The sequence below is a fragment of the Thalassospira sp. UBA1131 genome (assembly GCF_002311515.1).
Taxonomy (GTDB): domain Bacteria; phylum Pseudomonadota; class Alphaproteobacteria; order Rhodospirillales; family Thalassospiraceae; genus Thalassospira.
The window spans coordinates 1-4,473 of record NZ_DCAO01000072.1 but is presented as its reverse complement, the minus strand read 5'-3'; the positions used below and the strand labels follow the sequence as shown (position 1 = coordinate 4,473).

Genomic DNA, 4,473 nt, shown 5'->3' with positions numbered 1-4,473 from the left:
TTGCCGAGCCGGATCGCGCCGTGGCGTTCAAGGTCGATACGCTCAAGCTCGCCATTATATTCAAGGCTGTCGGCAAGTTTGGGATCGGCTTCCAGTTTGTTCTGATTGATCTCGGAAACCAGCTCCATCAGGGTGCCGTATTGTGGCACTTCGCTGCGATACATGTCGGACATCGCGCTGGAAAACATAGAACGAATTTCATCGGGATGGACAAAGGCGTCTGTCGACATGGGGCCTCCAAAAGACGGGATCACATTGAACCTGTGGAATGGCCTTATTCGGCAAGATCATTCCCATTCATCATCAGGATGGCAAAATATGGTCCCGTTTAGGACATGACAAACGACAATTTTTCACGAATTCATTCCATCAAAGAATGAACGTGCAGATCATTAAATCAACAATTGGAAATGCGGTGAGAAGCCGCTTTTAAGACGCTGCCTCGGTTTCGCTGCCGTTGCTATCTGCAAAGATCGACTTCACACCGATCTCGGGCGGCTGGAATTCCGGCACCAATTGGCTGATCAGCTCCAGCGTTTTGGAAGTGTTGCGGTTGGTGGCACTGTCTTCCAATGCATCAAAGACCTGCTTGATCAGGCCATAATCCACCACACGCGGGGCTGCCAAAAGCACCCCATCGGTCTCTGTCGGGACAGGCGGTTCAGAATCGTGGAAAAGCTCTTCATAAAGCTTTTCGCCCGGACGCAAGCCAGTAACCTTGATTTCGACATCCTTGTCGGGCTGCAAGCCCGACAGCAGGATCATCTGTCGCGCCAGATCGATGATTTTGACCGGTCGCCCCATATCAAGGACGAAAATCTTGCCGCCCTCGGTCACCCCGTGGCGCCCCAGCTCAGCTGATTGCAAAACAAGCTCCACGGCCTCAGCGATGGTCATGAAGTAACGGGTGATACCTTCGTGGGTAACGGTCAGCGGTCCGCCCGCCTCAAGCTGGCGCTTGAACAGGGGCACAACGGATCCGGTTGATCCCAAGACATTGCCAAACCGAACAGTAACAAATCGGGTCGAGCCGCGCTGATCAAGCGGCAAGGTTTCCAGCGCCTGACAATAACATTCCGCCAGGCGTTTTGATGCCCCCATGACGTTGGCAGGGTTCACCGCCTTGTCGGTTGAAATCAGAACCATTGTGCCGACTCCGGCCGCACGGCAAGCCTCAGCCACATTCCGTGTGCCCAGCGTATTGGTCAGGATGCCTTCATTGGGGTTGTGCTCAACCAGCGGCACATGCTTGTAGGCTGCTGCATGGAACACGATTTCGGGTTTGTAGCGATCAAAAACCTGACCGATGCGGGTTTGATCGCGGACATCACCAAGAATGCTTTCACGGGGCAAATCAGGGTATTTTTCTGCCATTTCCATATCGATGGCGTAAAGCTGGAATTCTCCGGCATCCAATAAGGTCAGGCTGTCCGGACCATAGGATGCGATCTGACGCACCAGTTCCGAACCAATTGACCCCCCAGCGCCAGTCACCAGAACCCGCTTTCCAGCAATCATTTCGCGCACGCGATCGCGATCCAATCTGGCCTGCGGGCGACCCAGCAAATCTTCAATTGCCACCGGTCTGATTTGCAGCGGATCGGCCAAGCCTTCGCGCAGATCGCCCAGTTTGGGCAGACGGGCCAAGGTCATGCCATAGCGATCAGCAATCTCGACCCACCTGGCGTTGTCCTCATGACGCAGTGCATCACCACTCAGCACCAACCTGCGCGGCAGGCCATGCCTGCCCTTCTGTAATTTCTGAATAACGTCTTCGAGCTGATCGACGGTCGCCAGAACGTCAACGCCATGCATGTTGCGACCGACCCGGCCTTGAGTCAGCGAAACGATGCCAATGACCTTGAACGGGGTATTGGCGGATCGTTCGGTTTCACGGATAAAGGCCTCTGCCTCATCTCCCGCGCCGATCAACAAGACCGGCACGCGGGCCGTTCCCTGACGTACCAGTGCGCGGGCCGTCGACTTATCCTTGGCAATCCGATAGGTCAGGCGTGCCCCGCCTATCATCGCCATCAGCAGGAACCACTGTATGACTGGTGCCGAACGAGGCATCCAGTCCAGCCGCGTTGTGAAAAACAGAACAAGGAAGAGGACTGCAACCGCAACCGATACGGCCTTTGCAATGCGGATAACGTCGTTGAGCGATGCATAGCGCCAAATGCCACGATACAGGCCAAAATACCAGAAGGATAAGGCTGCGATCAGCGTGAAAATGCCAGACGAAAACAGAATATTTTGGGGCGCATAATACACCACGCCACCCCCGACCCGCAGATACAACGCTAACGGGAACGAGAGTGCCGCCATGAAAATATCATGGACAAAAGCGATATGACTTCTCTGGATAAATCGCAGCATGCGGTCCCTTACCGGCAGATTTCTGTTTTTATAAGGATATACCCGCTTGGCGACAGACGGATAAGGGTTTCTTTTCGCGCCCCGCCCACATCAAGTCAAGCAATGCACGTAATAGTCTGATCGATCAGGTGCCGGGTGTTTCGCGAACCGGCATTCTCACCATCATACCGACAAGCCCCAACACAACGATCAGTGCTGCAATCACCCGCATCCAGTCCGGTGTATCACTTTGGGCAAAGCAAACAGCAATCAGAATAAGGTTGCTGACAAGGATCATGAGCGACACCCGTGCATGCGAAAACCCACGCTGGGTGGATTTCTGATAGAAGTGTTCGCGATGGGCTTGCCAGATCTTCTCGCGCCGCAAGGCGCGTTTGATCAGGGTAAATGTTGCATCAAACAGATAATAGGATGGCAAAATCAGCGCGATGGTCCACGCCCCTTCGGAGGCGACCTTTAACAACAGCCATCCCAGAATAAAACCAAGCGGGATTGATCCGACATCGCCAAGAAACAGTTTTGCCGGATGCCAGTTCCAGATCAGGAACCCGATCATGATCGCAAGAATGCCAAGCCCGATATAGCCAAGTCCGATGAATTGCGGCAACGGCACAAAAAGGGCGAGGACAAAAACCCCAAGGCCGATTGACCCGGCCTCGACACCGGTAATCCCGTCAATCCCGTCCATGAAATTGAACAGATTGATGAACCAGACCCAAGCCAACACCACCAGAACATGATCCAGCCAGATCGGCACCAGACCACCAAGAACCGGTTTATCAAGAGCCAGCATGCCAATAATCACCGCAATAAATTGCAGGGCAAATCGTTTGGCGGCAGAAAGATCATGACGATCATCAAGCCAACTGAGCAACCCGAGCCCGGCACAGGCCCCCAGCATCAACCAATCCGTAATTTCTGTGACACCGGTAAAGGCAAAAACACCCGCCACCAGCAAAATCAGAAGCGGCGTCACGGCAAGCCCGCCACCACGCGGGGTCGGTACAGCGTGACTGGAACGGTGATTTGGCATATCAAGGATCGCCTTGCGCCGCAGATAGTTCAGAACCACCCATGTCAGCAACATCGAGCCGACCAGAAAGATGCTTGCAAAGGTCGCAAGTCCGGCAAAAGTCATCGTTGGATCGCCCTTGTCCCTGTCCCCATCAGATTGATCCTTCTGGATTAGCCGGACAGATTGCCCATCGCAAGGCTTTTCACCCGATGATTGCCACAAGCCCAAAGGCACAAGGCAGCCATGCCACGCAAAACCGTGGTTGATGCTTTACAGTTTGCCATGCTGCGCTTAACTACTGCACATAAACCGAAACCGGAGATATCCCTTTGGCAGAACGTCGTTCCCGTCCATCCCCGCGCAATGCCCCCCGCAAACAGGCGGTCGAGGCACCCGATCCGCGCATGCTTGCGCTTAAAACCCTGCAGGAACTGCGCGGCGGTGAAGTGACGTTGGACGAGCTTCTGTCAAAGCATGGTTATGGCCTGCCGTCACTTGATCGCAATTTTCTGCGTCAATTGCTGGGCACCACGCTGCGTCATCTGGGCGAAATTGATGCCGTGCTTGCCCCGCGTTATAAGCCACCACAGGACCGGGTCGCGGCACGTCTGACCAACATCCTACGGCTTGGTGTGGCGCAATTGTTCTTTATGGATACGCCTGACTACGGTGCGGTCGACAGTACGGTCAATCTCGCGCGTGATGCGGGTTTGCAAAAATACACCAAACTGATCAACGCCGTTCTGCGTGGGCTGCAGCGTGACGGCTTTGAATGGCCGGAAGGCGTTGAAGACTGGCAGCTCAACATCCCGGCATGGCTGCGCGGATCCTGGAAAAAGGCCTATGGGGCCGAGATCGCCCAGGGCATTGCCGAAGCAAGCCTTGGCCACGCGATGCTGGATCTGTCGATCAAGGATCGCAGTCAGACCGCCGAGTGGGCGGAGAAGATGGATAGCATTGTCCTGCCGACCGGATCGGTGCGGCTTGAACCGGGTCGTCGTATCCGTGACCTTCCGGGTTACAAGGATGGCGACTGGTGGGTGCAGGACGCAGCAGCCGCCATTCCGGCAACCCTGTTT

The 4,473-nt window shown here is 54.9% G+C and carries 4 protein-coding genes; 1 reads left to right on the top strand and 3 read right to left on the bottom strand.

All coding sequences use genetic code 11. The features are described from left to right. The 3 genes from B3Z49_RS11675 to B3Z49_RS11665 all read right to left on the bottom strand — a co-directional run. On the bottom strand, positions 1-230 hold a 230-nt coding region (locus B3Z49_RS11675), incomplete at its 3' end, for a 2-oxoadipate dioxygenase/decarboxylase family protein (RefSeq protein ID WP_296990983.1). Between the two features lie 199 nt (positions 231-429). Next, positions 430-2,328 (bottom strand): polysaccharide biosynthesis protein, encoded by a 1,899-nt coding sequence (locus tag B3Z49_RS11670; protein WP_296990982.1) that lies wholly within the window; start codon positions 2,326-2,328, stop codon positions 430-432. A gap of 175 nt (positions 2,329-2,503) precedes the next feature. Continuing rightward, complete coding sequence (locus tag B3Z49_RS11665; RefSeq protein ID WP_296990980.1) at positions 2,504-3,517, bottom strand: MraY family glycosyltransferase; 1,014 nt, start codon at positions 3,515-3,517, stop codon at positions 2,504-2,506. 206 nt (positions 3,518-3,723) lie between these two features. Here B3Z49_RS11665 and B3Z49_RS11660 point away from each other — a divergent pair. Beyond that, positions 3,724-4,473: transcription antitermination factor NusB (locus B3Z49_RS11660; RefSeq protein WP_296990978.1), on the top strand; the 750-nt coding region annotated here is incomplete at its 3' end.